This is a genomic window from Mesorhizobium sp. BR-1-1-10 (assembly GCF_020165595.1).
Taxonomy (GTDB): domain Bacteria; phylum Pseudomonadota; class Alphaproteobacteria; order Rhizobiales; family Rhizobiaceae; genus Mesorhizobium; species Mesorhizobium australicum.
In genome coordinates this window covers 191,041-217,186 of sequence record NZ_JAIUIL010000001.1, presented here as the reverse complement: position 1 = coordinate 217,186, position 26,146 = coordinate 191,041, and the positions used below count along the sequence as shown (strand labels likewise).

Annotated in this window: 19 protein-coding genes; 16 read left to right on the top strand and 3 right to left on the bottom strand. The window is 63.3% G+C overall.

All coding sequences use genetic code 11. The annotated features are described in order from the left end of the window. Genes tssF through LB555_RS00835 form a run of 13 tightly spaced genes read left to right on the top strand, consistent with a single transcriptional unit; the run spans position 1 to position 15,438 of the window. Entirely contained in the window at positions 1 to 1,875 is a 1,875-nt protein-coding gene (gene tssF, locus LB555_RS00895) for a type VI secretion system baseplate subunit TssF (RefSeq protein WP_224682127.1), read from the top strand. Beyond that, positions 1,839 to 2,906, top strand: a complete 1,068-nt coding sequence (gene tssG / locus LB555_RS00890) for a type VI secretion system baseplate subunit TssG (protein WP_224682126.1) — start codon at positions 1,839 to 1,841, stop codon at positions 2,904 to 2,906. The genes tssF and tssG overlap by 37 nt, the downstream gene beginning before the upstream one ends. Beyond that, the gene (tagH, locus tag LB555_RS00885) at positions 2,903 to 4,360 is read left to right on the top strand and encodes a type VI secretion system-associated FHA domain protein TagH (protein WP_140877599.1); all 1,458 of its coding nucleotides are present in this window, start codon (positions 2,903 to 2,905) and stop codon (positions 4,358 to 4,360) included. The genes tssG and tagH (LB555_RS00885) overlap by 4 nt, the downstream gene beginning before the upstream one ends. A 3-nt stretch (positions 4,361 to 4,363) precedes the next feature. Further along, positions 4,364 to 4,816, top strand: coding sequence for a type VI secretion system lipoprotein TssJ (gene tssJ / locus LB555_RS00880; protein ID WP_140620055.1), 453 nt, complete (start codon positions 4,364 to 4,366; stop codon positions 4,814 to 4,816). Between the two features lie 38 nt (positions 4,817 to 4,854). Continuing rightward, complete coding sequence (gene tssK / locus LB555_RS00875; protein ID WP_140877601.1) at positions 4,855 to 6,189, top strand: type VI secretion system baseplate subunit TssK; 1,335 nt, start codon at positions 4,855 to 4,857, stop codon at positions 6,187 to 6,189. Next, on the top strand, positions 6,189 to 7,517 hold the full coding sequence (tssL, locus tag LB555_RS00870) for a type VI secretion system protein TssL, long form (RefSeq protein ID WP_140877603.1): 1,329 nt from the start codon (positions 6,189 to 6,191) through the stop codon (positions 7,515 to 7,517). The genes tssK and tssL (LB555_RS00870) overlap by 1 nt, the downstream gene beginning before the upstream one ends. A 1-nt stretch (position 7,518) precedes the next feature. Beyond that, complete coding sequence (gene tssM, locus LB555_RS00865; RefSeq protein ID WP_224682125.1) at positions 7,519 to 11,061, top strand: type VI secretion system membrane subunit TssM; 3,543 nt, start codon at positions 7,519 to 7,521, stop codon at positions 11,059 to 11,061. Next, positions 11,043 to 11,585 (top strand): type VI secretion system-associated protein TagF, encoded by a 543-nt coding sequence (gene tagF / locus LB555_RS00860; protein ID WP_140877607.1) that lies wholly within the window; start codon positions 11,043 to 11,045, stop codon positions 11,583 to 11,585. Before tssM (LB555_RS00865) ends, tagF begins: the two co-directional genes overlap by 19 nt. Positions 11,586 to 11,587: 2 nt before the next feature. Continuing rightward, positions 11,588 to 12,421, top strand: coding sequence for a PAAR-like domain-containing protein (locus LB555_RS00855; protein ID WP_140877609.1), 834 nt, complete (start codon positions 11,588 to 11,590; stop codon positions 12,419 to 12,421). 6 nt (positions 12,422 to 12,427) lie between these two features. Next, positions 12,428 to 12,820: a hypothetical protein gene (locus LB555_RS00850; RefSeq protein WP_140877611.1), complete on the top strand. Its 393-nt coding sequence runs from the start codon at positions 12,428 to 12,430 to the stop codon at positions 12,818 to 12,820. Continuing rightward, the gene (locus LB555_RS00845; RefSeq protein ID WP_140877613.1) at positions 12,820 to 13,308 is read left to right on the top strand and encodes a hypothetical protein; all 489 of its coding nucleotides are present in this window, start codon (positions 12,820 to 12,822) and stop codon (positions 13,306 to 13,308) included. The genes LB555_RS00850 and LB555_RS00845 overlap by 1 nt, the downstream gene beginning before the upstream one ends. 4 nt (positions 13,309 to 13,312) lie before the next feature. Further along, positions 13,313 to 14,398, top strand: a complete 1,086-nt coding sequence (locus LB555_RS00840; protein ID WP_140877615.1) for a DUF2169 domain-containing protein — start codon at positions 13,313 to 13,315, stop codon at positions 14,396 to 14,398. Between the two features lie 53 nt (positions 14,399 to 14,451). Further along, positions 14,452 to 15,438 (top strand): beta-ketoacyl synthase N-terminal-like domain-containing protein, encoded by a 987-nt coding sequence (locus tag LB555_RS00835; protein ID WP_140877617.1) that lies wholly within the window; start codon positions 14,452 to 14,454, stop codon positions 15,436 to 15,438. A 163-nt stretch (positions 15,439 to 15,601) separates the two neighbouring features. Here the strand turns inward: LB555_RS00835 and LB555_RS00830 are convergent, their stop codons facing one another. The 3 genes from LB555_RS00830 to tssI are packed head-to-tail and all read right to left on the bottom strand — an operon-like array spanning position 15,602 to position 19,536. Beyond that, complete coding sequence (locus tag LB555_RS00830) at positions 15,602 to 16,765, bottom strand: hypothetical protein (RefSeq protein ID WP_140877619.1); 1,164 nt, start codon at positions 16,763 to 16,765, stop codon at positions 15,602 to 15,604. A 7-nt stretch (positions 16,766 to 16,772) separates the two neighbouring features. After that, a complete protein-coding gene (locus LB555_RS00825; protein WP_140877621.1) occupies positions 16,773 to 17,225 on the bottom strand; it encodes a DUF6484 domain-containing protein in 453 nt (150 codons plus the stop codon). Further along, positions 17,209 to 19,536, bottom strand: coding sequence for a type VI secretion system tip protein VgrG (gene tssI / locus LB555_RS00820; protein ID WP_224682124.1), 2,328 nt, complete (start codon positions 19,534 to 19,536; stop codon positions 17,209 to 17,211). Before tssI ends, LB555_RS00825 begins: the two co-directional genes overlap by 17 nt. 227 nt (positions 19,537 to 19,763) lie before the next feature. Between tssI and tagH (LB555_RS00815) the strand changes: the two genes are divergently transcribed. The 3 genes from tagH (LB555_RS00815) to tssM (LB555_RS00805) all read left to right on the top strand — a co-directional run bounded on the left by tagH (LB555_RS00815) (position 19,764) and on the right by tssM (LB555_RS00805) (position 26,146). After that, positions 19,764 to 20,843, top strand: coding sequence for a type VI secretion system-associated FHA domain protein TagH (tagH, locus tag LB555_RS00815; protein WP_224682123.1), 1,080 nt, complete (start codon positions 19,764 to 19,766; stop codon positions 20,841 to 20,843). Positions 20,844 to 21,119: 276 nt separating this feature from the next. Next, positions 21,120 to 22,607, top strand: a complete 1,488-nt coding sequence (gene tssL / locus LB555_RS00810) for a type VI secretion system protein TssL, long form (protein WP_224682122.1) — start codon at positions 21,120 to 21,122, stop codon at positions 22,605 to 22,607. Next, positions 22,604 to 26,146, top strand: coding sequence for a type VI secretion system membrane subunit TssM (tssM, locus tag LB555_RS00805; protein ID WP_224682121.1), 3,543 nt, complete (start codon positions 22,604 to 22,606; stop codon positions 26,144 to 26,146). The genes tssL (LB555_RS00810) and tssM (LB555_RS00805) overlap by 4 nt, the downstream gene beginning before the upstream one ends.

Sequence of the window (26,146 nt, the reverse complement as noted above, 5' to 3'; positions counted from 1 at the left end):
ATGGATCGGGTCTTTGTGGAGTATTACGAAGAGGAGTTGACCCATATCCGCGCCCTGGCGGCGGAATTCGCAGACATGCATCCGGCTGTCGCCCGCAATCTTTCCCTCGACACGGTCCCATGTCCCGACCCTTATGTCGAACGGCTGCTCGATGGCGTCGCCTTCCTGGCGGCGCGGACCCGTCTGAAGGTCGACGCGGAGCGCTCGCGTTTCTCGCGCGCCGTGCTCGATGTGCTTTACCCCGATCTGGTCGCGCCAGCGCCAGCGACGGCGATGGCGGTCCTGAAACCCGGCCAGCAAGTGCAGTCGATGCTCGCAGGTCACGCCATCGCGCGCGGCACACGATTGGTCTCTGCCCTGCATCCAGGGCTTTCGACACGCCCCACCTTTACCACCGCGCAGGAGGTGACGCTGTGGCCGATCGCCGTCACCTCGGTCAGCTATTTCCAGGATCGCAGTGCGCTCGCCGCCGCCGCAATCACGCCGATCGGCGACGTCCGCGCCGAGGCGGCGTTCCGGGTCACGCTCGCCCGGACAGCAAAAGGCAAGCTCAGCGACTTGTCGCTTGACTGTCTCGACCTCTATTTCGCCGGGCGCGCCAAGGCGCCGGTGCTTTTCGATGCAATCTTCGGCGCCTGCTCGGCGCTCGGCGCGCGCGCGCAGGGCAAGGCCAATCCGCTGTCAGCGCTGCCCGACCCCGAAATGATAGGCATTCGCGACGACGAAGCATTGATGCCACGAACCCGTGCGACCTTCGAGGGCTATCGGCTGCTGCGCGAATATTTCATGATCCCGGAGCGCTTTCATTACGTACGGGTCGCTGGCCTCCAGCCGGTGGTGCGCACATGTGAGGCGGCGATCGAGATCATCTTCCTGTTCCGGCGTGCGGTGCCCGAACTCGCCGATGTGACGGCTGCCGATTTCGAGCTGTTCGTGACGCCGGTCATCAATCTCTTCGAACGCGAATGCAACGACATCGAGATCGATCCGCGCAAAACGCGTCAGGTGCTGCATGCGGACCGCACCCGGGCGCGGGATTTCGAGATTTTTCGGGTCACACAAGTCGAGGATGCCGACGCCGAAAGCAGCGAGGCGACGATTCCCGAATTGTTCAGCCTCGGGCAGAACCGCGGCAGCGGCTGGGTCTATTCGACCGAGCGGCGTCCGCGCCGGGCCACCGAGGACGAGCGGCGCGACGGCCTGACCCGCACCTCCTACACCGGCGACGACGTCTTTATCGCCGTCTCGCGGCCGGCAGGAAGCGTGCCAAACCGGCTGGTCAAGCGTCTCGGCATCGTGGCGCTTTGCACCAATCGCGACCTGCCGATCCTGGACGACACGCCGACGCTGACGCTGGAGACGGCAGATCCAGTCGAAGCGGTGCGCTTGCTTGGAGCGCTGCGGCCGCCGCAGCCGGCCATCCCCGCATCCCTGCCGGGCGGTGCAGAAGGTGAATCGCGCGCCGACAATCTCGCCTGGCGTCTGGTGGCCCAGCTCTCGCTCAACTTCCTCAGCCTTGCCAAGGAAGGCCGGGGTGTCGATCCGCTGCATGCCTTGCTCGACCTCTATGCCGATCGGGGCGATCCGGCCCTTGCCCGCAACGTGCATTCGATCGTGCGCATCGATTCGCGCCCGGTGATTGAGCGGCTGCAGATTGACGGGCCAATGTGTTTTGGACGCGGCACCGAGGTAACGCTGCATGTCGACCAGTCCGTGCTGGCGGGGCAAAGCTCACTGCTGCTTTCGGCCCTGCTTTCGCGGCTGTTCGCCCGCCATGCGGGGATAAACGGTTTTGTGCGGACCCGTACGCGGTTGCTGCAGAAGCAGGAGGATGTGCCATGGCCGATGACGCCCGGCAATCGCTACCTGATCTAGCGCAGCCCGCAACGGTCGCGGCCGAAATGTTGTCGGAGGACTTCGACTTTTTCGAGTTGCTGCGACGGCTGGAGCAGCGCCGCGGGTTGTTCGGCCATTCCGGAACGGCCGAGCGCGAGCCGGCGAGGCTGGGCCAGCATGTGCGGCTGAGCTTCTCGGCGCGCGACGTCGTCAAATTCCAGGAGGGCGGGGACAAGGCCCTGGCAAGGGTGACCGTCGCCAATCTGGGGCTGCTTGGACCGGAAGGACCGATGCCGCTGCATCTGACGCGCTGGGTGCTCGATCGGCTTTCGCAGCGCTGGTTCACCGGAGCCGACGCCGAGCAGACCAGCGACACGACCTTCGTCGATTTCGTCAACATCCTGCAGCACCGCATGATGGCGCTCTACTACCGCGCCTGGGCCGACGCGCATCCAGCGGTGCAGGTCGAGCGTTCCGTCGGCGGGCGCGTTCGCGCCATGCTGGAGGCCATGTCCGGCATCGGCCTGCCCGGCACGCAGGATCCCGAACTCGACGCTGTGCGACTGCGGCAGGCTGGGTCGCTGGCCAGTCAGGTCGACGGCGTGGAGCGGCTTACTTTGTTCCTTACCACCGCCTTCAAGGTTCCGGTGCGGATCAAGGAGTTCGTTGCCGCCTGGATCCCCGTACCGACCCCATTGCAGACGCGTCTCGGCAAGGCCTATGCCGGACTTGGACGCGGCGCGACGATCGGGCCGCGGGTGTTCAGCCCCCAGAGCAGGATCGAATTGCGCGTCGGTCCGTTGAGCCTCGACGAGTTCAAGTCGTTCTTGCCTGGCGAGCGGCGTCTCGGCCTGTTCAAGAAGGCGGTGCGCGATATGATCGGCGAGGCGCTCGATGTCGATTTGCGCATCGTGCTGGCGCGCGATGCCGTACCGCCGCCCCGGGTCGGGACCGTCCAGCTTGGCCGCACGGCCTGGCTGGAACGGCCCGCGAATATGGGCGACGCCGACGATCTGACATTGCACACTATCGTCGGCTGGCGGCCGCAAATGCCGGAGGCGGCCGCATGAGCCTGCTGCTGACCCTGGAACAGGGCCCCCGCTCGCAAGTGGTCCGGCAGAGCCGGCTCGACGAGGGCGAGTTGGTGATCGGGCGCAGCGCAGATGCGGGCTGGCAGATCGACGACCCGGATATGTTCGTCTCGCGCGCGCACTGCACGATCAAGGGCGACCGGGACGGCTATTTCGTGACCGACACGTCGAGCAGCGGATTGTTTGTCGACGAAGCCGACAGCCCTCTTGGACCTGGCAGGTCGATGCGGCTGCAGAACGGCATGCGGCTGCGCATGGGCGACTATGTGTTTCATGTCGAGGTTCAGTCCAAAATGAGCCAGACCGCAGTCGGCCAGGCCCCGGCCGCCAACCATCCCACGCCGGCATGGTCGCCTCCGGGAGCACGAACGCCAGCCAGCATCGGCGGCGACGACTTCTTCTCGGTCAAGATCGAGGAAGAGCCGCGCAAACCCCGCCCGGCGGATCTGCCGAACCCGTTCGAGCAGCCTGTCCCTGGGGCTTACGATCGCGCATCGAACCAGCGCAGTTCGCCTGCCTTCGATGACCCCTTCAGCCTCGATCCGGTGGCCACGCCGCAGGCCGGTGACGGCCCTGCTGCGGGTCAGCCGGATCCGTTTGGGCTGGGTGACATGTCTTCGCGCAACGATGCGTCCTGGCAGCCGGCGAAGCCGGCCAGCTTCGATGACGATTTCAGTTTCGGCCCCCCCGCTGCGCCGCCTGTCACCAACGGCGCTGATCCGGCAGGACGTGCCCGGCACCACGTTGAAAAGCCGCGCGCCGACAATCCTTGGGACATGCCGGTGCAGGCAGCCGCATCGCCGGCGCCGCGCCGCGCAGCGCCAGCGTCGAAGCCGGCGCCCGCTGCGCAGCCAGCGCAGAGCGATATGGCGCTTCGTGCCGCGTTCTTGCGCGGCATAGGCGTCGAGGAGGCTGATTTTCCCGGGCGCGATGCGATCGCCGAAATGGAAAAATTCGGGCGTGAATACCGGCTGATGCTGGATGGCTTGATGCAGCTGCTCCGCAAACGCGCCGAGGAGAAGGGAAGCGCGCGCGTCGCCCAGACTGTCGTCGGCGCCTCCGAGGTCAATCCGCTTAAATTCCTGCCGACGGTCGAGGATGTCGTCGTCACCATCATCTCCGAACGCAGCCCGGGCTTTCTCTCCGGCGAGGCGGCGATCAGCGACGCGGTGAAGGACCTTGCACAGCATCACGTACGCGCCTGGCGGGGCGTTCAGGCGGCACTTAGACGCATGATCGACCGTTTTGATCCTGCCGCCATCGAAGAAGAGCTTAAATCCAATTCCGCCATCGGCAATCTGCTCTCGGGCGGGCGCAACGCCAAGCTGTGGGAGCTCTATCAGAAACGCCATCGCGACATCGCCCAGAGTGCCGAATCGAGTTTTCTGGGCGAGATCGGCGCAGACTTCAGGGACGCATATGAGGAGGAGTAGAACATGATCGACAGACGCGAATTCGTCGTTGCTCTCGGCGCTACGGGGCTGCTTGCGGCGTGCCAGAGCGGCCCGCCTAAACCATCGGTCATCTCCGTCAATGTGACCGGCGGTGCGGGGATGAATCCAGGGCCGGGCGGCGGCGACCGGCCGGTAACGGTGCTGGTGATGCGGCTTGCCAGCACCGGCAAGTTCAACTCGGCCGACTATTTCGCGCTGCAGGGCGACGCGGGCTCGGCCCTCGGTGCCGACCTCATCGGCTCCGACGCCATCTCGGTTGCGCCTGGCAAAACGGTGGCCAAGACCATCACGGTCGAGCCGAACGCGACGGCGCTCGGCTTCGTGGCGCTGATCCGCGAGCCAGGCGGACGCAACTGGCGCACCACCAAGTCGGTGTCGCCAGGGTCGAAATTCACCGTCAACGTCAGCTTGGGCAAGGGCGGCATTTCCGCCTAGCGGCAAGGCAGCTATAGTTGCGTGCAGAAAGTAGCGGCATGAGCGATGCAAACAGGGTGCTGTGGTCGGAGGGCCTGTTTCTCAGGACCCAACACTTCCAGCAGCAGGATCGGTTCTTCGAAGGCATGGTGCGCGGCGCATTGCGGGCGGGCCAGCTCCATACTTTCGGGTTCCAGCAACTGACCCTCGACCAGTCGCTGCTCGACGCCGGTCAGGTTTCGATCGTGTCCGCCCGGGGCATTCTCCCGGACGGCACGCCTTTTTCCATTCCCGACCTGATGGATGCGCCGAAGCCGCTGCCGGTGACGCCCGACACGGGCGCTGGGCCGGTGCTGGTCGCATTGCCGCTCGAGCCCCCCGGAGGCGTGGGATTCGACCCGGCGCATGCGGCGTCGACGGGCGCGCGTTACCACGGCAAGATCGTATCGGTGCGCGATGCCGTCCAAAGTGGCGGCGATCCCGAGGAGATCGAGATCGCAAGGCCGCGAGCGGCGCTGCTTGCGCCCGGCAAATCGGTCGGCGGCTATACCGCCTTGCCGATCGCCGACATAAAAGGTGTACGCGCCGACGGCGGCATCTTGCTGGACGAGACGTTCCTGCCGCCGACGCTGATCACCGGCGCGGTCCACTGGTACAGGCAATTGCTGCAGGAGGTCGTCACCGGCCTCGAGCAAATCGGCGAAGCGCATGGCAAGATGGTGATGGGCGGCGCCGGCCGCAGCGTAGAAGACCTCTTGATGCTGCACCTGGCCAATGCCGCTCGCCCGCGCCTTGCCCATATGTTGGCGCAGGATGTCTTTCATCCCGCCGAACTCTATCTCGAACTTGCCGGACTCGCCGGCGAGATGGCAACCTACGGCTCGAGCTCGCGGCGGCTCGGCGACCTGCCGGCCTACGACCACATGGCCCCCGGCCCCGCCTATATGGCACTGGCCGACGCCTTGCGTTCGCTCATCCTCAGCCTGCGCTACATCGAACCGAAATCGCGCGCGCTGCCGGTCATGCGGCACGCGACCAATGTCTGGAAAGTACGCATCGACAACCCCAAGCTTTTGCTCGCCAGCCGGATCGTCATCCGCGTCGGATCGGAGCTTTCGGAAGACGCGCTGCGCAAGATCTTCGTCAACCAGGCAACAGTCGGCGCCGCGGACCAGTTCGAAGGGCTTTGGAAGTCGCGCCTGCCGGGCATTCCGCTCAAACCGCTCCATTCGCAGCCACGCGAGATTCCTTATGATGGCGACCGACTGTGCCTGGAGCTCGATCAGAAGAGCGAGCATTGGGCCTCCTTGCTCGACGCGCCCGGATTCGTCATTGGCGTTTCCGGTGTCCTGGACAGCGAGCCCCAGGTCGACTGCTATTCGGTGAACAGGTGATGAGCCGGGATGATCCTTTCGGCCTGTCGGAGGATCGCGAGCGCACGCGCATCAGGCTGGCGGGCGTTACGCCGCGGCCGCTGGCGCCCCTGACGCCAGGCGCACCGGTCAAGAGGGCGCGCGTCCATCCCAACCCGCTCATCAACATCTTCGCGCCACTGCTCGAATTCGCCCCCGAGCTCGAAAGCGCGCTGGCGCCGGAAAACCCCGAAGCAATGCGCACACGCCTGCTCGACGAGTTGGTTCAGGCGCGCGACGCCGTTATGGCAGCGGGCTCCTCGCTGGAGCGCGCCGATCAGGCGGCATGGGCCGTGGCGGCATTGCTCGACGACCTCGCGCTCAACACGCCGTGGGGCGGCGCCAGCGCCTGGCCGCGCCAGCCGCTGGTGGTCATGCTGCGTGGCGACGTCGATGCCGGCACCCAGTTTTTCACCCGCCTCGACGAGCTCGAGCGCCACCCCAACCGTGACCGCGAGATGCTGGAGCTTCAGTATTACTGCCTGGCGCTCGGCTTCCGCGGCAAGTATCGGGTGCCCGGCCGAGCCGGCGACCGCTCGCTCAATGGCGTGCGTGTGGCAGCCGCGCGCGTCCTGCGCAATGCGGACGCCGACAGCGCGCCACTGTCGCCGAACTGGAAAGGCGTGATCGCTTCCGACGAGCCACAGCGCTTCATCGTCCCGATATGGGTGATGGCCCTTGCTGCAATTGCCATTGCCGCCGCCGCTTATATCGGCCTATCGGTGAGCTTGAGCAGCCAGGCGGTTGAACTGTCGGCACTGGTCCGCACCCTGCCGCCGGCTTCTCGGCCGGACGTTACCCGCGCCGCACCAAAGCAGGATGCGCCCGAACCTGAACCGCCACAAGCGGTCGATTTCGCGCTTTTGCCCGCATTCAAGGCCGAAGCACCGGCGGGCCTTAAGGGCGCGCTCAGCGGCACCGAGAGCGTTTCGCTGGCCAAGCTGATCATCCAGTCCTCCAACCCAGAGCTCTTCCAGTCCTCCCGGCCGACACTGTCCCAAGGCTATGAGCCGCTGATCGCCTCGATCGCCAAGGTGATCCTCGCCAACCAGGAGCTGACTGGAAACATCACCATCATCGGCCATACCGATAATGTGCGCCTGCAGCGGTCAAACCCGCTGGCAAGCAACCAGCGACTCTCGGAGGCACGCGCGCAGACCATAGGAGACCTCCTGGTGCAGGCTGGCGTGCCACAGGGGCGCATCCATTCCGAAGGCCGCGCCGACACCGATCCAGTGGCCGACAACTCGACGCGCGAGGGCCGCGCGCTCAACCGGCGCGTTGAGGTCCTGGTCGAGAAGAGGCTCTGAGATGTTCATCCTGCGCTTCCTGTGGGCGGTCATCACCTCGCGATTTCTGTGGACCCTGATCGGCATTGCACTGCTTTCGCTGTTGATCTGGGTGTTCGGCCCGATCGTAAAGGTCGGTCCTTACGCGCCATTCGAATCCGACAATGTGCGCATCGCCATCGTGGCCGGACTGATCATCTTATGGCTGATCTGGCTGATCATCGCGCAGCGACGCGCCATCCGCGCCAATCGCATGTTCGTCGCCGAGATCGCAGCTCCGGTAGCCGAAAAACAGCTCACCCCTGGCGAGGAGAGCGTTGCAGCCGTCGGGGCCAAATTCGGCGAGGTGATGGCCGAGCTCAAGCGGCGCAAGCTCGGCGGACGCAAGTTCCTGCGCGAGATGCCGTGGTATGTGATCGTCGGACCTCCGGCCACCGGCAAGACCACGGCGTTGCGCCAATCGGGTCTCAATTTTCCGATCGACCTCACCGATGATTTGCAAGGCGTTGGCGGCACGCGCAATTGTGACTGGTTCTTCTCCGAAAACGCGGTGCTGATCGACACCGCGGGCCGCTACGTCCAGCAGGAGAGCCAGCCGGACGTCGATGCCGCGGAATGGCTGGGCTTCCTTGACCTTTTGAAAAAGCACCGCGGCCGCCGAGCGCTCAACGGCGTCATTGTCGCGCTGTCGATCGACGCGCTCTCGGAGGGCGAGGAAGCGATCAAGGCGCACGGCCGCAAGATCCGCCGCCGACTGGCCGAGCTGAATGATCGGCTGGAGATCCGCCTGCCCGTCTACCTGATGCTGACCAAGGCAGATCTGATCAAAGGCTTCGAAGCCTTCTTCGGTGGCTTGTCGACAAGCGCGCGCGAGCAGGTGTGGGGAACAACCTTTCCGCTCGAGGCCCAAGTCAACGCCGGCACGATCCAGGCGGAGCTATCCAGGCTCGCCACCGAGCTGGAGCGGAGGTTGGTGCCACGCCTGGAAGACGAAGACAAGCTCGCCTCGCGCGCCGAGATCTTCCGCTTTCCAGCCCAGCTGGCGACCCTCGGCGAGCCGATCAAGACATTGATCGAGGCAATATTCGGCGAAAGCCGCTATGAGGAAGCCGCCTGGTTGCGCGGCCTTTATCTAACATCGGCGACCCAGGAAGGCGCTCCCATGGACCGGCTGACCGCGGCGTTGTCGTCCTCCTTCGGCCTGCCGCCGCGCCGCGCCATGCCGGCGGCGCGCGTCGAGAGGCGCAGCTTCTTCCTCAGGAACCTTCTGACCGAGGTGATCTTCAAGGAGGCCGGCCTTGGTACATTCGATCCCCTGGCGCAGCGTCGCCGGGCCTGGATCTGGCGCGGGGCTGCCGCCGCCTGTGCGCTCGCGGCTCTGCTGGCTGGCGGCCTGTTCACCTGGTCCTACCTCGACAACCGCAATGCGATCGCCGAACAGGCCGGCCAGTTCGAAGCCCTGCAGCGGCCGCTCACCGAGGTGGCCGCCATGCCTGCTGCGGTGGAGCAGCCGACCTTGGATGGCGCGCTGGCGGCGATGGGCGCAGTGGCGACGGCTCGAACGCCGCCGCCAGACGGCGTCCATAACCTGCTCGGGCCGACCGCTTCGGCGGAGTTGATGCGCGCACAGACGGATACCTACGACCATGCGCTGCGCAACGTGCTCGAGCCGCATATGGTCGCCCTGCTCGAGGCTACGATGTGGCGGCAAATCCGCGATCCGGATTTCATGCTTGGCGCGCTGAAGACCTACCGGATGATGACCGGCCTGTCGCAAATGGACACCGATTTCGTCCAGAACTGGTGGGTGAACAGTCTGCCGCAATTCGCGCCGGCTCCGCCCTTCCCCACGGTCGACGCCGAAGAGCACCAGCTTGCCGCTATCGGCCGCATGGCAGTCGATGACAGCTACATCGCCCCCGACAAGCAACTGGTCGCAGAGGCGCTGAAGACTGTGTGCACGATCTCGCTGCCCGAGCGCGCCTACAGGCAACTCCTGGCCGACCCGGAAGTGGCAGCCGTCAAGGAATGGGTGCCGGCCAATTTCGCCGGGCCGAACGGCGCCAAGGTGTTCGCGCGCCGCTCCGACAAAACACTGCGTGTCGGCGTTCCAGGCCCCTATACCTATGCCGGCTTCCATGACGCGGTCCTCGACCGAGTCGAGGATGTCGCCGGCCAGGCCGCCTTGGACCGGGCGGTGTTTGCCGGCGGCTGCGCGGAGAATTCGGAGACGTCGGTCTCGGCGCTCTCCCAGGACATCCTGAAGCTCTACTACGACGACTATATCGCGCAGTGGGACTCTTTCCTGCGCGACATGCGGCTTTCACCGCTGACCGATCTCAACATTGCCAGTGAGAACCTCAAGGATCTGTCAAGCGCCGACTCCGCGCTGAAGCGCCTGTTGACGGCAGTGGTGCAGGAGACTGACCTCACCCGCTCCGACGAGGCGCCGGCCGAGGGCCAAAGCGGCGCTGCCGCCAAGACCGGTTCGAAGCTGCTGAGCAAGCTTGGCAAGCTCGGCAAGGTGGTGACCTCAGGCGCCAAGCTCCTGCCTCGCGCCGGCTCCGCCAACCAGGTGGACATGACCGGCAGCCTGGTGGCTGACCATTTCAAGCCGCTCAAAGGCACCATCGCACAGGTCGACGGCCAGCCGCCGGCGCTCGACGCGGCGATCGTCGCGCTTACGGCTCTGTCTAACGTTCTGCAGACGGTCACCGCCAATCCCAACCCCCAGGATGCGATCAAGAAGCAGGGCGGCCTTGCCGAACTGACGGGCGCGGTTGCGAGACAAGCACAGATCCTGCCCTCGCCGGTCAACGACTGGCTGGGAGGTATTGCCGGCGATACCAGTGGCTTGTCGCAAAGGGCTGTAACCAACGAGCTCAATGCCATCTGGCGGGCCGACATACTCCCCTTCTGCCAGGCGGCGCTCAACAACCGTTATCCATTCAGCGCCGACAGCGCAGTTGACGTCAACGTGCGCGACTTCCAGCGCCTGTTCGGGCCGACCGGCCTGATCGATGCTTTCATCAACGACCATCTGATCAACTATGTCGACACCGCCAGCGAGCCGTGGAAATGGCGGGCCGATTTCGGCCTCGACCCGGCGGCGCTCGCAGCGTTCGAGCAGGCCAGGCATATCCGCGACGACCTGTTTCCAGGCGGCACCGGCCCGGTGATGAATTTCACCCTGGAACCCAAGGACCTCGCACCCGGCGCGGCGCGGGTGACGCTCAACCTCGATGGCCAGAACCTCGTCTACTACAACAATGCGACCAGGCCGCAGCCGATGACGTGGCCCGGCAAGGATGGGACCGGGGTGATCTCGCTCGCCTTCCAGCCGGTCGACGGCTCGCCCGAAGTGATGCTCAACGAGACCGGCAGCTGGGCTTGGCTCAGAATGCTGCGCGGCGGCCGCTTCGCGGCGACCAAGCTCACCGATGTCTATAGCCTGCGGCTCGGCACGAAGGGGATGTGGGCCGACTTCGAGCTCAAGGCGGCCAGCGTCGAGAATCCATACACACTCGAAATGTTCAAGAAGTTTACATGTCCGCCGCAGATCTGATCATCGGCTTTTTTGGCAAAATCCCGGCGACAGGAGATTTCGTCGCCTGGAACCTGCCGCGGCTATTCATCGACCGCTGGGACCGATGGATGTCGATGGAATTGCGCGCGCGACCCGATGAGCACGAGGAGGTTGACGATCGGACCTGGCGGTTCGTCGTCCAGGGCGCGATCTTTGGCGAACAACCATGCGCCGGAGCCTGGCGCATGAGCCGGGACAAGGTCGGTCGCCGCTATCCGTTCGCCGTTGTGGGTGTCGGTGCGATGCCGGACACAGCCGACCCCTGGTTCGAGGGTATGGCCAACATCGCCAAGTGGGCGGTCAACGAACTGTGGGACCAGCAACATATCATTGCGCGCTTGAAGACGCTGGAGCCGCCAAGGCAATTCAGCACGCTCGACCGCATAGTGTTCTGGACGGACGACTGGGAGGTGCGTGAACTCGCCTTCGCCGACATTCATGACCTTGCCGACAACGCGCTGCCGGCCATGCGTTGGGCGCGCGCCGTACCTCAGGAGTTCTGACAATGGCTCTGAGCGTCTATGCCGAGAAAATGGGCTTCTTCCACAAGGGTAGCAACGGCCAGGGCATCGCCCCGGGCGACGTGTGCCTCTCGCCGCCCTCCCCGCCGGCGGGTCCTGTTCCGGTTCCTTACGTCAACATGTTGTCGTCATCGGACCTCACCAAGGGCACCAAGAGCGTCAAGATCGACGGCGAGCCGACGGCAATCGAAAATGCATCGGAAATCTCAACCAGCACCGGTAACGAACCGGCCACACAAGGCCTCGGTGCAGGCGTCATTACCCACAAGATAAAGGGAAAAGGCGTCTTCAAGCTTTGGTCATTCGCCGTCAAGGCGGAAGGCAAGGGCGTCGACCGCCATGGCGATACCATGGACCAGAATACTGCGAGCGACCCGCCGCCCAACTGCATCAACCCAGCCGCCTTCAACAAGTTCCTGGCTACGTTGACCAAGGATCAGAAGACCACGAAGTGTGCGCAAAAATATGACCGTGTAGCACACCGTCCCGCACGTACGGACGACCAGGCGGCCAAGGTGAACGGCAAAGCCTGCTGGCAATGCAAAAAAGCCAGACGGGGCCGCTATTCGAAGCTGGTTTCAACCCCACCGTCGGGCGAAATGAAACAGGAGATGGTCCATGATCATCAACCGCCTCTTTGCGTTGCGTGGGAGATGGGCGGATGTAACATGCAGAAATCACCGGACGCATTCCTGGCTCATTTTTCGACGCCACAATCGGTCAAGCCCCATTGTGGCAGGTGCTCAACGTCGCAAGGCTCCCCGGCAGCGAGTTATGCAAAGAACTTCATTGACGACGTCCCGGTGAAGATTGGATGACGCCCAATGCGCAGCATAGAGGAAATCAGAGACAGCTATATCGCCGAATTGCTCGCTATCCAGCCCGAGCTGGAGGATTGGTGGGATGACCTGATTGCCAAGGAAGGGGAGGCTGTCTGGAAGCGCTGGCCGACAGGAATAGCGGGGCACCCGCGGATCATAGCGATCTTTCGCAAGCATTATCTCGAGATTGTTGCCTGGAACAATGCGCAACGCGCCGAGGGCGACGAGCCGGAGGAGAAGTGGGGCATCGACAGCGGTGGCAAGAGCCAGAATTTCGAGTGGCCTATCGAAATCCTGATCATAAACGTCCGGCATTTTGCGCCGGAGCTCCAGCCCATTACCGATGGTTTGTGTTTCGTGCCGATGGCGATGAATCTCCAAGACGAGGTCGAATAATGGCTCTCATCACGCGCTACAGTTCCGAACTCGGCATCAGGCGCCTGCTCGCGCAGCCACTTGACGTGGCGCCACCGTCGGACGTCCGTGCCGTCCACAGTCACGGCGAGGCCAGCCCGGCGCACAGAACATTGTTCGTCGAGTATGTGGCGGAGCTGAGGGAAGCCTACGACGTCGCGTCCGATTGGTGGGCAGATATAGTTGCCACAGAAGAAGAGCGTCAAGGCGGGCGCGAGAAGGCTCTGGAGAAAGCCTTCGATGACCGAGTAGCCGGAGCTGCGTCCAGTCCCAATGTGGTGTGGGTCATACGCCGCTACTGGTTGAAATGCATCGCGGCCAACGACGCTGCAGGCGAGGAGGCCGGTGTGGCCGCCGAAATCTTCCTGCTGCAATGGCTTATCGACGCGGAGGAGAAGGAACTGGTCAAGCTGGTCGCCTGCATGCCGTATTGGCCGATTGGCCAGGACGAAAACGGCAACTGGTGCTGACCACATGTTTGCGGTTTGGGTCGAGAATCGCACGCCGTTCCTTGCCGGCACCTTTGTGCAAGCGAATGCCGAGGGCAACGAAATTTTCCTGGCCGTTTTCTCGGCCAGCTTCGATGTCGCGCAAGGGGCCACCCAATTTCAGCCGGCTGTCGACCAACTGCCCGTAAGCTTCGGCGACATACCGTTCGGCAACCCTGCTTGCTCGTCGGTCCGCTATGAAGGTGAGATCGCATGGGTTAAGCCGGGTGTCGATGTTGTCTTGAACGGTCAAGCACACGCGCCGCGCGACAGACCTGTCCATGAGATGCAAGTCGGGTTGAAGGTCGCTGGCATCCGCAAGGTGCTTAACGTGACCGGCGATCGCCTTTACGATACGGGCGCCTATAGCAAGCCATATCCGTTCACCAGGATGCCCGTCATCTACGAACGGGCGTTCGGCGGAACCGACGACAAGGGCAGGACCGATCCACGCAATCCGCTGGGCGTCGGCTTCAACCATGCCCGCTCCGCGGACAAAACAGTGAAGACGCATGCGCCCAATATAACTTACGTTAGTGAGCCGTTCCTCAGCGTATCCGATCGTCCAAAGCCGGCTGCGTTCGGGGTGATCGGCCGCGGCTGGCATCCAAGGCTGCCGCTGGCGGGCACATATGACCAGGCTTGGATCGACAATCAGTGGCCGCTGCCGCCGACGGATTTCGATCCACGCTATAATTTGTGTGCGCCAGCTGATCAGCAATTGCCGGGGCTGAACGACGGCGAAGACGTCAGCGTCATTGGCATGACGCCCGATGGTCGCTGGAACTTTCGTCTGCCGCGTGTCGTGGCGCCGATCCGCCTCCTTTTCGACGACCGAGCGGAGGATCGTGTCTTCCAGGTAGACACGGTCATCATCGAGCCGGACCTGCGTCGCGTCACGCTGAAGTCGCGCTTGGCAATGGTCACCAAGCGGAACGCGCCGGCGCTTAGGGAGATCATTTTCGGCCATGTTACACCCGCGTTTCTGCTCGCGCGGCGCAAGCGCAAGGTCTATGTCGGTCCACGCGGCGATGGCGGACTGACTGCGCGGAGGGCGACGTGGCTGGCCTAAAGGCCCCGATCTACGTCACAGGCGGTGGCGCGGTAACGCCCGCCGGTCTCAATATGCGCCAGACACTGGCCGCCATCCGGGCCAGTCTTTCGGCGTTCCAGCGGCGCACGCTCGCGGACCCGTTCGGCGAAGATCAAACCGTTTCGCGCATACCCTCGCATTACTCCCTTCGTCTCACGGAAAACGCCTGGTTAACCAGCATGGCCGCGCGTGCGGTCGAGGAGGCGCTGCAAAAGGGCGCCACAGCCGCCAGTGCTAGCGCCCTGCTGCTCGTGACACCTGAGAAATTCCGGGAACATCCGGCCTTTTGGGAGGTGCCGGCCAGCGGGTTCCTCGCAGGTCTGGAACGCAGTTTGGGCAAAAGCTTCCATCCTACTTCGCGCATTGTCGACGGGGGCGCCGCGGCTTGCCTCGGATTGCTGGATCATGCGGCGCGGCTCCTGGCATCCCCGGGCGTCGAGCAGGTTCTGCTGGGCGGCGTCGACAGCCTAGTCAACGACAAGGATATCGCCCGACTGATGGCCGCTGGCCGGTTGAAGAGGGAGGACAATGCGCAGGGTCTCGTGCCGGGTGAAGGCGCAGCCGTTATCTGCCTGCGCCGCACGCCTGGTCGCGATTTGACGGCCCAATGTGCCATTCACGGCGCTGGAGCAGCGCTTGAGGAGAACTCAGTGCTGTCAGAAAATTACAGCCAAGGTAGGGCCTTGGTGGCAGCCTGCCGCGCCGCTATGGAAGGCAGAGGGCCGACGGAGTCCGACATTGCATTCATCGTCAGCAACGACAATGGCGAGCGCTATAGCGCTTGGGAGGGATTGATAGGCCGTCCGCGCTTCTACCGCACGCGCCGCGAAACCCTACCAATGGCCTATCCGGCGATGACGGTTGGGGACATCGGCGCCGCGGCCGGCGCGCTCACATTGCTCATTGCCGCCGACAGTTTCGCCAAGGCCTATGCTCCCGGCCGTGTCGCCATGTGCGAGGCCACATCCGAAGCCGGCATGCGTGCCGCGGCGCTTGTCAGCGCGGTCGTCAACGCCTAGCCACAGCGCTTCGCTGTCACATGGCAAGCCGCTCTCCCTCTCTCCTTCCGTTTGCGCGCAATTCCGGGCGGAGATCCACGTCACACTCTCTCCGTGGTTGCCCAGGGCAGACCTTGTGGGACAACTCGCTTCGAGGCCCATAGTGGATTCTCTTATGCGGTCCTCACATCCACGCCGGAATCGGGCGCGAGTGGCGCCAGTTGGTCAGCGCCATCTCGGCATTCGCAAGCGCAGCTCTCATAGCGTCGAGTTTCAGGCGCCGCATCGAATGAAATCGGTCGAACCTGGACGGGCCTCTCCCCTCCTCCCACCAAGCTGCCGCCCGCGACGCGGAAGGTAGCGGCGTCGCTTCGACAGTGTCGAATTCCGGCCCGAGTTTGGCCGGATCCGTGACGAAAACGTCAGTGTCGTTGAAGTCGATCTCGACCAGGTCTCTCAACGCGAGCCCAGCCGCATAGGCAAGGTCTGGCGAGCGCATCATCTCGATCAGCCAAGGCATGATCCCCATGTCGCCCAGCAGCCCGCTGGAGGCCACGGCCACTTCCCGCGCAGCGGCATAGGAGATGCGTTTGTGCCACCACGATCGCGCCTCGATCGGCGGTGTGGCAAGCAGCCGGACTTCCATCGCTGCGGCCGCAAGCTCCGGATGATTGGTGAGCATCTTGTCGAGCACAGGTTGGGCCAGCCGGACCTGCCCGAGCAAACAGGCCGCTACAGCAGCTTCTAGCCGTTCCCGTGCGTCACGCGCTTCCAGGCAAGCAGCAACCTGCACTATCACATCGCGACGCCGTCGCGCACCCGCGAGCCTCAGAGCCCTGCGCCGCACTTCGCTGTCACCGTCGTTCAGCAACTCCTTAAGTCTGGGGCCGGGATTGGCCCCGTGATGATGCAGCGCGCCGACGGCCAGAGCTCGCTCCATCGCGACCGCCGAATCCAGCCAGCGCGCAACAAACGGCTTCAATCGATCCGGCGAGCTGCGAGCGACGGCGCCCGACAAGGCCGACAGTCCGGCCCCCCCAAGCAACATCGCGCTGTCAAAGACAAACTTGATGGCGGGAGCTGATTGCCATTCCAGCGCCAAGGCCGCCAACACGAACAATTCCGGTGGCTCCTGGTAATCGGCGAAGCGAGCCGTCGCGAGATCCCATGCCGCCCGGCCGGCGGCGAACAATCCGTCAAGATTGGCGTCGAGCCGTTGATCGATGCGGCCGATGTCGAACGCGCCCATCACGGGTCCGTCGATCTCGCGCGCGCGACGATGCCACAGGAACGCGGCATCCTCTAGATGCTGCTCGATGATCGATGGGATCGTCGCGGTCCGCTGCATCGACTTTTCAGTTGAGGTGGACAGCCGCACCCCGCACGCGGTTTACGCCGCTTGCCTGGCTGCTCAACTGACTGCCCCGGATCGAGATGCGGCCATTCTTCTCAAGAATGATCGAGGCCAGGCCGCAACGCAGTTCGATACGCTCCTTGGCATTTAGCGTCACCGCTTCGCCGTCGCGCATCACCTGCACCTGCTCGCGCGCGTGCACCGGATCCACAATGCGCCCTACGACGAGCGGGCGGCCCGGATCCCCGCCTTCGAACAGCAGCGCCACTTCAGCGCCCACAGCCGAGGCGTCGAGATTTGCCAGGCTGCGCGCCTTGAGCGCTGTCTCGCCGGGGTTGCCGACAAACACAACCAGCGGCGCCCCCTCCTCGAAGCCGATCAGGAGCCCGATGACGACGCCTTCGATGCATTGGACAGGTTCTTCGCGTCCCGTGATTTCAGTTGTTAAAGACATTGCTACCCTTGATCTTGACATCGCCGTCAGCCTTGACCTGGACATCGCCGCTGCCCTGGATGCGGATGTCCTTGCCTTTGATGGAAATCGTTCCGTCCTTCTTCATGTTGATCGACGCATCCCCGCATACCAGTGTAATCTCGTCACCGGCGTCGATCATCAGCTTTTTGCCGACCTTGTGGGTGCTGTCTTCCGCAATCTGAACGCCGCTGCCCTTGCCGACCTTCAGGGCATGAGCGCCGCCGACGTCGGTCACATCGTCGGCACCGATGGCGGCGCTCCTTGCCTTCCCGATCTGGGACGACTGTGCCCCGCCAACCGCGAAACTCTGATCCGCGCCGACATTGACGGTCTGCGCGGCACCGATGTCCCAGCTGTCCGCCGCGCCAATACTGTGACTTTGGCTGATACCTACGCTGACCGACCGCGAAGCCCCTATCGTGTTCGTCTGCGCTGCCCCGACGCTACGTGTCTCGGTGGCGCCCACCGTGTCCATGCGCGCTGCGCCCACCGTGACGGTCTGCACCAGGCCAACCGTCTGAGAATGGTTGGAGCCGATTGTTTCCGACGAATTGGCGCCGATATGGATGGTCTCATTGGCGCCGACCGTCAGCGAACGGTTCGCGCCCACCGTCTCTGTGTCATTGCTGCCGATGTTGGTGGTCTGGTCGACGCCGACCTTGACCGTCTTGTTGTTGCCGACGTCTTCATCAAGATTATGGCCGACAGAGTGCTTGGCGTCGTGGTCGATGCGGTCGGACTGGTCGTGCTGAACGGTCTTGTTGCGATCGTGCTTGATCAGCAGGTGGTGGTCCTTCTGCGCCTGGAAATTGACCAGCTCGGAACCAGCCTTGTCCTCGAACATCAGCTCGTTGTAGCCGCCGCCGCCTTTCGAGGAATTGGACTTCCAGCCTGATTGCGTGGCGTTGCCCGGCAGCGCGTAAGGCGGCATCTCAGCGGCGTTGTAGACGCGACCGGTGATGATCGGCAGTTCGGGGTCGCCTTCGATGAAATCGACTATGACCTCCTGCCCGATGCGAGGAATTTGGATGAAGCCCCAGCCGCTGCCGGCCCAGGTCTGCGACACACGCACGAAGCAAGACGAGTTCTGGTCTTTCTTGCCGAGGCGGTCCCAATGGAATTGCACCTTCACCCGAGCGTACTTGTCGGTGAAGATCTCCTCGCCCGACGGGCCTACGACGGTCGCGGTCTGCGGCCCGCGCATGATCGGTCGCGGCGTGATCCGCGGCGGCCGGTAGGGCAGTTTGGTGGGCGCGATGCCAAGCACGACCTTGAAATTCTCGCTGTGGGCTTCGTTTTGGGTCCGGTAGCCCGGATCGAACAGCCGGTATTCGGCGCTGATCACGAGATAGTCCTGGTTCTGGTCGTCGCGCGGGAAACTTTCGAGCGTGAACTTGCAGCCTGAAAAAAGGCCCCGGACGGTTCCCACCGCCGTGCTGTGCTGGTGCACAGCCTGGAGTTCCTCACGGCGGATACCCGCAATCTTATCGCCCCGCCCGACATCGAGATGCGCGCCGGGCTGACGGTAGTTTTCGCCCGAAGCCTCCTGATGGGCGAAGGGCTGAGCGGATTTCGCCATCAGGTCAGCGCCGGGCTTCTCGAAATCATAGTCTGTATGAACGTAGGCGCCTGGACGCACGGCGCTGCCCGGAATCCATTCGGTAATGTATTCAACATCACGGCGCGAGCCGTGGCCTTCGAAATTGTAAAGCACCTTGTCGTAGCCTGGCGCCGGCTTCAGCTTGCTCATGGCATCGCACAGCACCAGCGTGTGCTTGCCCTCGTTGTGCTCGAAGAAATAGAAGATCCCTTCGTGCTCGAGCAGCCGCTGCACAAAATCGAGATCGCTCTCATCGTACTGCACGCAATATTCGCGCGAGGGATAAGACCCCTGCAGCCGCTTCTCGAACTTGGCGATGCCGTATTTCGAGAAGATCTTTTCAACGATTTCGACAGCGGTCATGTTCTGGAAAATGCGGCAGTCGGTGGTGTTGCCGAGGAACCAGAGCCATGGCCTGACACTGGCCTCGTAATAGGTCAACCGATCCTCTATGCGGGTAAGTTTGAAATCCGACACCAGACCGCTGAACCAGCGCTTTGGATCGGATTCGCCTTCGACGGAAACGACGCCGCCTAGCATCTTCAGCGGATCGATCTCACGGCTCTTGCTGACGAACCCCACGGTATAGACGAAACATCGGCTGATCTCATCCCGGCCGACGAGATGGGTAAAGGTCAGCACATCGGCCCCAACCGGCGTCTGTAGAACCGTGGCACGTTCATTCGGCATGGGTCGTGCCCCTCCTCGACGCGGCCGCCGGAATGATGGATTGAAGCCCCGCTCCGTGAACGGCATTACGTTCACAGCATCTGACCGCCGCAAGCTAGCATACCTTCGACGGAGACCAAATAAAAGCAACGCATGAACCTGGCGAGCATTGTTCGTGAAACCCGCCTCTCCCACTGCGCCGGCAAGCTGCTAGAATGCCTTGGGATTTCAGCGGACAGTGGCTTTCAATGTTCATCTCGCTTCAGATCAGCAATGTCGACCGGCTACCGCCAGGGGTCGCCGCGAGCTATGCCGCCCGCGACCGTGGCTTCGAAATCGGGCGCGAAAACTGCGACTGGACGCTGTCCGACCCTGCCAAATTCATCTCGGGGCGGCATTGCGAAATCCGCTATCAGACGGGATCGTTCTGGCTATACGACCTGTCGCGCAACGGCACTTTCGTCAACGGCTCCAGCCAGCGCCTGACTGCGCCGCATCGATTAACCCGAGGCGACCGGCTGCTGATTGGCCACTATGTCATCGCCGTTTCGATCGACGAAGAGCGCATTGGCGCCGGTCATCCGCAAGCCAGAATCGGCTCGACGCAACGCGAGTTGCCGGCCTCGACGGGACGGTCGCTTGAGCCCGGCAGCGCACCGTTGCCCACACCGGCAGAACACAGCCCGGGCCAGGCAGCGAAAATGTCGATGTCGTCGGCGCCGACGCCCGGCCCTGATGTCCCAGTCAAGCAGCCGGCGGAAGCCGACAGGATACTTGGTGATATCGCCAGGGCGGCCGGCTTGTCGCCGGAGCTGTTGGCGTCGCGCGCTCCGCACGATGTCGCTGCCGAGATCGGCGCCGTCTTGCGAACCACAGTCGAGCAACTGTCCTTGCTGCTCAAGGCGCGCGCGGCGGCCAAGGTCCTCGCGAAAAGCGCGAATCGCACGATGATCGGCGCCGCGGACAACAACCCGCTGAAATTCGTGCCGGGCACCGACGATATGCTGGAAATCATGTTTGCCAAGCGGCGGGCGGGTTATCTGGATGCCAGACGCAGCATCGAGGATGCGTTCGACGACCTGAAGACCCACGAAATCGCAACCTACGCAGCCATGCAGGCCGCGCTCTCAAGGCTGCTCGACGACCTGTCACCGGAGGCAATCGCCAGAAGAAACCCACCTGCCTCCTTTTCATCGAGGAAGAGCCAAGCCTGGGATGCGCTCGTCGCGACGTGGCGGACGATGGAAGACAAGCACGAAAACGGCATGCTGGATGTCTTTCTTGCCTATTTCGCCGAAGCCTACGCCAAGGCTGGCAAACAGAAATAGCCTTGCGCCATATCGCGTTGGCAGCACTCGTTAATGAACCTCAAGGAAAGCCATTTCCTTGACATCCTGCTTTCCGATTTCAATCGGCTTCCTGTGCGACTAGAATAGCATAGGAGCGCTTGCCAAGGCTGGCAGAGCGGCGCGGCTTGGGGCGTGTGCAGGAATGTCATGTTTCGGCAAAATCAGACCTTCCATCCGGCTCGCTGCTGATACTGAGCGTCGTATGCTTTCCTCCTGCCAGAGAGACGCCCGTTCGATATCGGCGGTGGTGCGCCGATGAGCTCGAAGGACGATTCCTCCGAGTCTCCGGATAAAACCGTCATCCGCGCGCCACGGCCAAGGCAAAAGCCCGCTGGTTCCGGTCCGCAAAGCGTGCACCCTCTCCCCTCACTCACCAGGGAATCGACCGTGTTCGACCCCGGCGCCGGCCGCCAGTTGCCCCCCGGCTGGTCGTCGGGAACCGTGGTTGTTCAGGACAACGAAGCGGTTGCTGCAAAAAGACCGGTGTTGCAGCAGGATGCCTTGCTCCACGCCACCGCTGGCGTGAAGTATGCCGCAGCCAATCCCATCCTTGCCGCCGCAGCCCCCTTGCTCATGCTGTTCGGCGAGTTGCGGCTGATGCCGGTCGAACGCCAAGCGGCCGCGTTGGCCGAGCATATCGCGGACAACATCGATAGCTTCGACCATGCCACGGCCAAAGCCGGAATTGCCGAACAAGACGCGCGGATCGCCAAGTTTGCGCTTTGCGAAACCGCCGACGACCTCATCGGCAATCTGCCCTGGCCGGACAAACATACCTGGCTGCGGCACAGCATGGTGATGAAGTTCTTCCACACGCAGCCGACAGGGACCGGCTTTTACGAGGCGCTGAACAATATCCTCGCCAAGCCTGAAGGGCATTGCGACCTGCTCGAATTGATGCATGCCTGCCTTTCGCTAGGCTTCCAAGGCCAGTATCGGGCCTTGTCGGGTGAGCGCAACACGCTGGAGCGCGTCCGGCGCGATGTATATGACACGCTGCGCTATTTCAGGCCACGTGCCGCAGACGAGATTTCGCCCAGGTGGCAAGGCATGGCGGCGGCGATGCCCAGGCCAGCAAGGCGGCTGCCGCTGTGGGCGATCGCAGCCGCCGCCGCGACCCTGGTCACGGTAGCCTTTTTCTGGCTGAGGATATTGATCACCGACGAAGGCGATGTCACTGCCAGCGAGTTGCTGGCGCTCAATCCATCCAGCCCGGTTATGATTGAACGGGCCAGCGTAGAGGCGCCCGCCGAGCCGGCGCGAGCCGACCCGCCACCACCTGCGCCTGCGAACACCACGCAGATCGACCGCATCCGCACCGCACTCGCCAAGGAGGTCGCGGGCGGTGGACTGAGCGTCGGCACCAAGGGCGACTTCATCGTCGTCGAGATCAGCAGCCAGCTCTTGTTCCTATCCGGCCAGGCCGGGGTAACGGCACAGTTCCAGCCGATCGCGACAGACATCGCCTCGGCGCTCGATGCCGAACTCGGACCGATCAAGATCGTCGGCCATACCGACAACGTGAAGCCGAAGAAATCGAGCATATTCAAGTCAAATTTCGATCTTTCTGTTGCACGTGCAAAAGCGGTGCAGGCCATGATGGCCAAGCAATTGAAGGACCCGTCGCGCCTGAGCGTCGAAGGCAAGGGCGAAGACGAACCCATTGCCGACAATGCGACCGCGGACGGCAGGGCCAAGAACCGCCGCGTCGACGTGATACTCCCAAAGCAGGACGCGTTATGAGCGGGCCCGGCGAGGAGCTGATCGGCTGGGTGCTGCGGATCTTCAGCGCGCTTGCCCTCGTCGGCTTCTCGGCCGCCGTCTGGTATGCCGGACCCCTGATCCGCTTCGCCGACACCCGCCCGCTTGGGTCGGTGTGGCTCAGGGCACTCATCATCGGCACGACCGCCATCGTGCTTGCGTCTTTCTATGGCATTCGCTTCTGGCAAAGACGCAAGGCGCAACAGGCGCTCGAAACGGCCATTGTGCGCGGCGACGAGCGCAACGACGATTCACTGGTGCTCGAAGTGCGCATGAGCGAAGCCATCGCGACGCTCAGGCGGACGAGCCGCAAGCGCAACTTCCTTTATGATGTCCCCTGGTACATCGTCATCGGTCCGCCAGGCGCCGGCAAGACGACGGCGCTGGTCAACTCCGGCCTCAACTTTCCGCTTGCGGGCTCCGGCAACGCCCAGCCGGTGACTGGCGTCGGCGGCACCCGGTCATGCGACTGGTGGTTTACCGATGAAGCCGTGCTGATCGATACGGCTGGCCGCTACACGACCCAGGAATCGGACCGCGAACGCGACCAGGCGAGCTGGCTTGCATTCCTGGGATTGCTCAAGAAAAACCGCCCCAGGCAACCAATCAACGGCGTGATCGTCGCCATCAGCCTCGCCGATCTCATCAGCCTCGACGACCAGCATATCGATGCGCATGTCACCGAGATAAGGAGCCGTCTGCGCGAATTGCACGAGACGCTCAAGATCCAGTTTCCCGTCTATCTCCTCTTCACCAAGGCCGACCTCTTGTCGGGTTTCATGGATTATTTCGGTGGCTTTGATGACGCGCGCAGACGCCAGGTATGGGGCGCGACGTTCCAGACCGCAGATCGCACAAGGAACATGGCCGGCGAGGCAGTGGCCGAATTCGACGCTCTGGCGCAGCGCTTGGCAGAAGAACTCGTCGACCGTTTGCAGCAAGAGGCCGACCCGGTGGCGCGCATCGCCATCTTCGACTTCCCGGCGCAGTTCGGCGCCCTCAGGAACCGGACCGCGCATTTCATCGGCAGTTTGTTCGATGCCTCCCGATCACGGGTGAATGTCAGCTTGCGGGGCCTCTATTTCTCCTCGGGTACTCAAGAAGGAACACCGTTCGACCAGGTACTGGGCACGATCGGGCGCAGCTTCGGCACGGCCTCGCAGGCGCATCTTTCGGGCACCGGCAAGAGCTTCTTCCTGCACGATCTCCTGACCAAGGTGATCTTCCCGGAATCAGGTTGGGTATCTTTCGACCGGGCGGCCGGACGGCGCGCCAGACTTGCGAGATTTGGTGGCCTCGCCGCGATTGTGCTGGCGACGTTGACGGCGCTCGGCGTGCTTGGGCTGAGCTTCTTCGCCAACCAGTCCCTGATCACGTCCACCAGGCAGTCCATGGCCCACTATCGCGACAGCGCCGATGCGCTGCTCAAGAGCACTATGGTGAGCGACGTCGACCTCGAAAATGTCATCGGTCCGCTCGACCAGTTGCGCAACCTGCCAGCGGGATTCGAGACCGGCGACCAGGGAAAGCCGATCGAGGAGACGTTCGGGCTCGGGCAGCGCGATAGGCTGCTGTCGGCCTCCAAGGATGCCTATCGGCAAGCGCTCGAGCGGACATTCCGCTCGCGGCTTCTGGTGCAGGCGGAGCGGACCATCCAGGCCAAGATTGCCGATCCAATCGCACTCTACGAGCCGCTGAAGATCTACCTGATGCTCGGCGGAAAGGCTCCTAAGGTCGATAACGAGTTGATTGTTTCCTGGATGAAGCAGGATTGGGAAGTGAACCGCTATCCGGGCGAGAACAACCGCGAGGGCCGCGCGCAGCTCGAAAAGCATCTGCGCGCGATGCTTGCCCTGGACGACGCCTACGATCCCGTCTTCGAGCTCAACCAGCCATTGATCGAAGCTGCGCAGCGCTCGCTTGGCCGCATGAGCCTTGCCGACCGCGCTTCGGCGCTGATCAAGTCGGCGGTCTACGCGGCAAGGCTGGAGAGCTTCCCAGTCGCAGCAAAAGCCGGCCCTGAGGCACAGCTCGTGTTCGAACGCGCGGATGGCGGCGATCTCGCGGATCTCGACGTTCCCGGGCTTTACACGCGGGACGGCTTCAACCGTTTCTTCCTGCCGCAGCTCTCGCGCATCGCGCAGATTCTCGTCAACGACCAATGGGTGCTTGGCGGCGGCGGGGAACAGGGCGGCATTGACCAGGACCTGCCCAAGCTTGGTCCAGAACTGATCGACCGCTACGGCAAGGAATTCTCCGCCGCGTGGAACGGCGTCCTTGACCAGCTGATGTTCAAGGCATTGCTCGAAGACAAGCCGCGATATCTGCCGCTTTCCGCTCTCGCCGCGCCGGACTCGCCTCTTGCTCAGCTCTCTACGGCGATTGCCGACGAGACCGCGTTGACAAAGGATAAGATGGTCGAGGGCGAAGGCGGCGCGGCGCAAGAGGATTTCGCCAGCATGGCCAAAGGCCTGGCTCGCATCGGCCTGCAGATCGCCGGCGGCAAGTCGCAGAGCCGTGCCGGCTCTGGCTCGGCTGTCGCACACAGTGCCGGGGCGAACGTCGAGGCGCAGTTTCGATCTTTCCAGTCTCTGGTCAGCGGCGCAAACGGAGGGCGGCCAATCGATGCGTTGACGCGGAATTTCCGTGATATCTTCCAAAGCCTGAGGCTTTCGGCCGATGATCCTTCACAGACCGAACGCGTCAACGCCAACCTGCAGCTGCAGATCTCCACGCTGCGCGCCAATGTCTCGCGTCTTCCGAAGCCGCTTGCGCGCATGGTCAACGCCGCAGCGGACGAGTTTGCTGGCAGTGTCGCTAAAGCCTCGCTGGCCAACCTCAACCAGAGCCTCGACCAGACGGTCACACGAGCCTGCGAGGAGGCGGTCGGCGGTCGCTATCCCTTCGCAAGGGACGCCACGCAAGAGATCTCGATAGCGGATTTCGCAAGGCTTTTCGCGCCGGGCGGGCTGATTGACCGTTTCTTTGCGCAGAACCTTGCGTCGCTCATCGACATGAGCGGCCAGGAATGGACCTGGAGACAGGATGCCCGCGCCGGCCACGACTTGGCGAAATCGACCCTGAAATCCTTTCAGTCGGCCGCAGAGATCCGCAGCGCCTTCTTTCCGTCCGGCGGCTCAGTGCCCTCGGTTTCGATGACCATTACGCCGTCTACGCTCAATGGAGACGCAGACAACGCCGTTCTCAGCGTTGACGGCCAGACTATCCAGAGCAGCCAGACGGGCAACGCGCCGAGTACGGTGACGTGGCCAAACAGCACTGCCTCGGCTTCCGCCAGCCTCACCTTGATGCCGCAAATGCCCGGCCGCGACTCGGCTATCAATTTCGAAGGACCGTGGGCGTTCAAGCGTCTGCTGGAAAAGGCGACCATCACCGCCAGCGGCGAAGCCCGCTTCGTGATCGGAGGACGCGACGTCGCTTACATGATCCAGACCGGACCGGCGGCAAATCCCTTCCTGTTGCCAGCCCTGGCCGACTTCAGCTGTCCGAAGGCGTTCTGA

What these genes read in the sequence shown, in the direction of transcription:
- tssF (WP_224682127.1), top strand. Translation starts at nt 1, where the DNA reads ATGGATCGGGTCTTTGTGGAGTATTACGAAGAGGAGTTGACCCATATC.
- tssG (WP_224682126.1), top strand. Translation starts at nt 1,839, where the DNA reads ATGGCCGATGACGCCCGGCAATCGCTACCTGATCTAGCGCAGCCCGCA.
- tagH (WP_140877599.1), top strand. Translation starts at nt 2,903, where the DNA reads ATGAGCCTGCTGCTGACCCTGGAACAGGGCCCCCGCTCGCAAGTGGTC.
- tssJ (WP_140620055.1), top strand. Translation starts at nt 4,364, where the DNA reads ATGATCGACAGACGCGAATTCGTCGTTGCTCTCGGCGCTACGGGGCTG.
- tssK (WP_140877601.1), top strand. Translation starts at nt 4,855, where the DNA reads ATGAGCGATGCAAACAGGGTGCTGTGGTCGGAGGGCCTGTTTCTCAGG.
- tssL (WP_140877603.1), top strand. Translation starts at nt 6,189, where the DNA reads ATGAGCCGGGATGATCCTTTCGGCCTGTCGGAGGATCGCGAGCGCACG.
- tssM (WP_224682125.1), top strand. Translation starts at nt 7,519, where the DNA reads ATGTTCATCCTGCGCTTCCTGTGGGCGGTCATCACCTCGCGATTTCTG.
- tagF (WP_140877607.1), top strand. Translation starts at nt 11,043, where the DNA reads ATGTCCGCCGCAGATCTGATCATCGGCTTTTTTGGCAAAATCCCGGCG.
- LB555_RS00855 (WP_140877609.1), top strand. Translation starts at nt 11,588, where the DNA reads ATGGCTCTGAGCGTCTATGCCGAGAAAATGGGCTTCTTCCACAAGGGT.
- LB555_RS00850 (WP_140877611.1), top strand. Translation starts at nt 12,428, where the DNA reads ATGCGCAGCATAGAGGAAATCAGAGACAGCTATATCGCCGAATTGCTC.
- LB555_RS00845 (WP_140877613.1), top strand. Translation starts at nt 12,820, where the DNA reads ATGGCTCTCATCACGCGCTACAGTTCCGAACTCGGCATCAGGCGCCTG.
- LB555_RS00840 (WP_140877615.1), top strand. Translation starts at nt 13,313, where the DNA reads ATGTTTGCGGTTTGGGTCGAGAATCGCACGCCGTTCCTTGCCGGCACC.
- LB555_RS00835 (WP_140877617.1), top strand. Translation starts at nt 14,452, where the DNA reads ATGCGCCAGACACTGGCCGCCATCCGGGCCAGTCTTTCGGCGTTCCAG.
- LB555_RS00830 (WP_140877619.1), bottom strand. Translation starts at nt 16,765, where the DNA reads ATGCAGCGGACCGCGACGATCCCATCGATCATCGAGCAGCATCTAGAG.
- LB555_RS00825 (WP_140877621.1), bottom strand. Translation starts at nt 17,225, where the DNA reads ATGTCTTTAACAACTGAAATCACGGGACGCGAAGAACCTGTCCAATGC.
- tssI (WP_224682124.1), bottom strand. Translation starts at nt 19,536, where the DNA reads ATGCCGAATGAACGTGCCACGGTTCTACAGACGCCGGTTGGGGCCGAT.
- tagH (WP_224682123.1), top strand. Translation starts at nt 19,764, where the DNA reads ATGTTCATCTCGCTTCAGATCAGCAATGTCGACCGGCTACCGCCAGGG.
- tssL (WP_224682122.1), top strand. Translation starts at nt 21,120, where the DNA reads ATGAGCTCGAAGGACGATTCCTCCGAGTCTCCGGATAAAACCGTCATC.
- tssM (WP_224682121.1), top strand. Translation starts at nt 22,604, where the DNA reads ATGAGCGGGCCCGGCGAGGAGCTGATCGGCTGGGTGCTGCGGATCTTC.